Raw genomic sequence first — 2628 nt, 5'->3', positions numbered from 1 at the left:
TGGGGTCGGCGTCGAGGGCGCGGCGAGCGATGTCCAGGGCCCGGGCGTTCTCCCCCCGGCGCTCGAGCAGGCGCAGCAGGCGAATGCGCGCGTCGCTGCCGTCGGCGGTCTCGAAGAGCGTCACCGCCAGCGCCGCGTCGCCTTGCCGTTCGGCCTCGCGGCCAAGGCTCACCAGCAGCCGGTCGCGCCGGGTAGCGAGCCAGCGGTTGGCGCTGGCCGGGGGCACCTCGCTATGGAGCGCCGCCGGAGCCTCGCCCTCGCCCAGCCGCTCGCGCAGGCGGTGCAGGTGCAGGTAGGTGGTGACGTCGTCGCGCTGGGCGAAGGCGCGGGCGTCCGGCGAGAGCGCGACCGGCTCGAAGCGCTGCAGGCCAAGCTCGGTGAGCACGAACTCGCTCCAGTCCTGACGCAGGTTGCCGAAGAACATCAGCCGCAGCCGGTCGCACACCGCCATCACCGTGAGGCGAACAAGCACCATCGGCGCCTCGGGCCACCAGGCGGCCAGCGGCTGGACGGTATCGAGTGTCGGGATGAGGTGCTCGACCAGCGCTTTCTTGGCAGGCGACGCCCCCAGGCCCGCCGCGCGGATCTCATCCATCAGCGCCTGCTTGAGCTCACCGAGTTTCAGATGGTGCACGAGCTCGGCGGCGCAAAGCGCCGGGGCCGGCTCGACCAGTCCCGCCTGGGCCAGCGGCGCCAGCGCCTGCTGGGGGTCGCCGATCTCGGGGTAGACGAGCTTGTCGGTGCGAAAGAGCGCGCCCTTGCGCATCACCATGCGCGCAAGCAGCGCCTGGGAGGGGCGTGGCAGCGCATCGAAAGCGTCGAGAAAGGCCTTCTCCTCGGCGCCGAGCAGATCGCCGTGGCGCTCGGCCACCCACGCGAACACGTAACGAAGGTTCGTCAGGTAGTAGAGCGGGTCATCGAGCGAGGCGGTGGCCGGGGCGGCGAGAACACTGTTCATCCATCCATTGTAACAGCGTCGTGGAAGCGGCGTTAAGCGGGTCGTTGCTAACCCACTTTATGCTGCAGCAGTACCTCGATGAACTCGGGCACGTCCTCGGGGGTGTCGCCGGCGGGGCTGGCCGGGGTCGCCTCGAACAGGCGCTTGGGGGGCCGGCCGCTGACCAGCACGTACCACTCGGTTTCGGTGAGGTAGTGCTGGCACCAGCGGCTCAGGCCGTCGGCGATCAGGTGGCTTTCACCCTGCTCGCCGCGAAAGGTGCTGGCCAGGCAGAGAAGGTCCTGGCGCGCGGTGCGGGCGCGGGCGTTGCCGCCGTGCACGCGGGAGAGCGGGCAGCGTCGATCGAACGCGGCGTTGATCAAGGCGTTGAGCCAACGCTCCACCTCGTGTGCCTGTATGCCGCCGTAGACTGCCACGCTCTGACTCCTCGCCCCTTCGCATCGTGAAAAGGCGCTAGACTGCCCCAAATGACCTGCGGTGTCACGCGTTCGCGCCGCCCCGGGCCTCGAACCCCTGCAGTACGCTCACCACATTGACACCGATATCGTCCACCGCATAGCCCCCTTCCATCAAAAAGACGGTGGGAAGCCCGGCCTTCGCCAGCCGCTCGCCAAGTGCGGTGAAGTCGTCGCGCGTGAAGGTGAAGGTGCTGATCGGGTCGTGCTCGAAGATATCCACCCCGAGCGAGACGATCAGAAGCTCGCATTCGGTGCGAGCGATCTCCACCAGCGCCTTCTCGAGCGCCTGCATCCAGACGCTGACCGGGGTTTTCGGCGGCATCGGGTAGTTGGCGGTGAAGCCTTCGCCCTCGCCTTCGCCGATCTCGTCGGCGTAGCCCAGGTAGTAGGGAAAGGTGACGTCCGGGTCGCCGTGAAGCGAGGCGAAGAAGACGTCCGAGCGGCGGTAGAAGATCTGCTGGGTGCCGTTACCGTGGTGGAAGTCGACGTCGAGCACCGCGACGCGCTTCTTGCCGCGATCCAGCGCGCGCTGGGCGGCGATGGCGGCGTTGTTGAAAAAGCAGTAGCCGCCGAACTGGTCCGTCGCCGCGTGGTGGCCCGGCGGGCGGCAGAGGCCGAAACTCGGCTCATTGGTTTCGAGGACGTGATCAAGGGCCGCAAGCGCAGTGTCCTTGCTGGCGAGTGCGGCCTCGAAAGTGCCTTCGCAGAGCGAGGTTTCCGCCGCCAGGGCGTAGTAGCCGAGCTTTCCGCCCAGCGAGCGGGGGATGCGGTCGGATCGCAACGTGCGCGCCGGCCAGATACTCGGGATCGCCTCGCCGGTGCGGCCTTCGGCCTGCCAGGCGGGCCAGAAGTTGGCGAGAAATTCGATATAGCCTGCGTCGTGTACCGCCTTCACCGGCTCGAGGCCGTAGTCGCCGGGGGCACGCACCTCGAGCCCCGCGCGCGCCAGCGCCTCGAGCACGATCTCCATGCGCCTTGGCGTCTCGAAAGGCGCGACCAAGGTGCTGCCGTGAAGCTCGGTGGCCGCCTGGCGGCGAAAGCTCTGCTCGGAGAAGAACGTCATCATGGCGAAGGCTCCTTGAAAAGGGAGGGATCATCCAGCGCCCAGCACGCCGCCCAGCGGCGCTTCTCGGCGGGGGTCTGCTGCTTCAGCCGGTACTCGGCGCGGCTCGCCTCGGCGCGGTTCTCGAAGGGCTGCGCGCCGAGTATCGC

Annotated in this window: 2 protein-coding genes and 1 pseudogene; all 3 read right to left on the bottom strand. The window is 68.5% G+C overall.

From position 1 onward, the window contains the following. A pseudogene (locus tag BIS11_RS14805) lies at positions 1 to 958 on the bottom strand (VRR-NUC domain-containing protein); the annotation flags it as partial. Positions 959 to 1005: 47 nt separating this feature from the next. Further along, a complete protein-coding gene (locus tag BIS11_RS14800) occupies positions 1006 to 1374 on the bottom strand; it encodes a hypothetical protein (RefSeq protein ID WP_253423143.1) in 369 nt (122 codons plus the stop codon). Positions 1375 to 1438: 64 nt separating this feature from the next. After that, positions 1439 to 2482 (bottom strand): histone deacetylase family protein, encoded by a 1044-nt coding sequence (locus BIS11_RS14795; protein ID WP_253423139.1) that lies wholly within the window; start codon positions 2480 to 2482, stop codon positions 1439 to 1441. Positions 2483 to 2628: the final 146 nt, after the last annotated feature.

The organism is Halomonas sp. 707D4, assembly GCF_024158685.1.
Taxonomy (GTDB): domain Bacteria; phylum Pseudomonadota; class Gammaproteobacteria; order Pseudomonadales; family Halomonadaceae; genus Vreelandella.
This window is presented reverse-complemented; position numbering and strand designations above follow the sequence as displayed.

Coding starts and splice junctions, on each gene's coding strand:
- BIS11_RS14795 (WP_253423139.1), bottom strand. CDS start 2,482: ATGATGACGTTCTTCTCCGAGCAGAGCTTTCGCCGCCAGGCGGCCACC.